General features: G+C 54.3%; 1 pseudogene. It reads left to right on the forward strand.

What is annotated here, in order from left to right:
* Positions 1-258, forward strand: a pseudogene (locus SB786_RS36805) (methionine synthase); the annotation flags it as partial.

The following is a 258-nucleotide window of genomic DNA, read 5'->3' on the forward strand; positions in this document are numbered from 1 at the left end:
CTGCCTGGCCCCATGACCATGATCGATACCTTGTACGACACCCACTATAAAAGCCGCGAGAAACTGGCCTGGGAATTCGCCAGGATTCTCAATCAGGAAGCCCGGGAACTGGAAGCGGCCGGTGTTGACATCATTCAGTTCGACGAACCGGCATTCAATGTCTTCTTCGACGAAGTGAATGACTGGGGCGTGGCCACCCTGGAAAGGGCCATTGAAGGCCTCAAGTGCGAAACAGCCGTCCATATCTGCTATGGCTAT

This window comes from Burkholderia sp. SIMBA_062 (genome assembly GCF_046534765.1).
Classification (GTDB): Bacteria; Pseudomonadota; Gammaproteobacteria; order Burkholderiales; family Burkholderiaceae; genus Burkholderia; species Burkholderia ambifaria.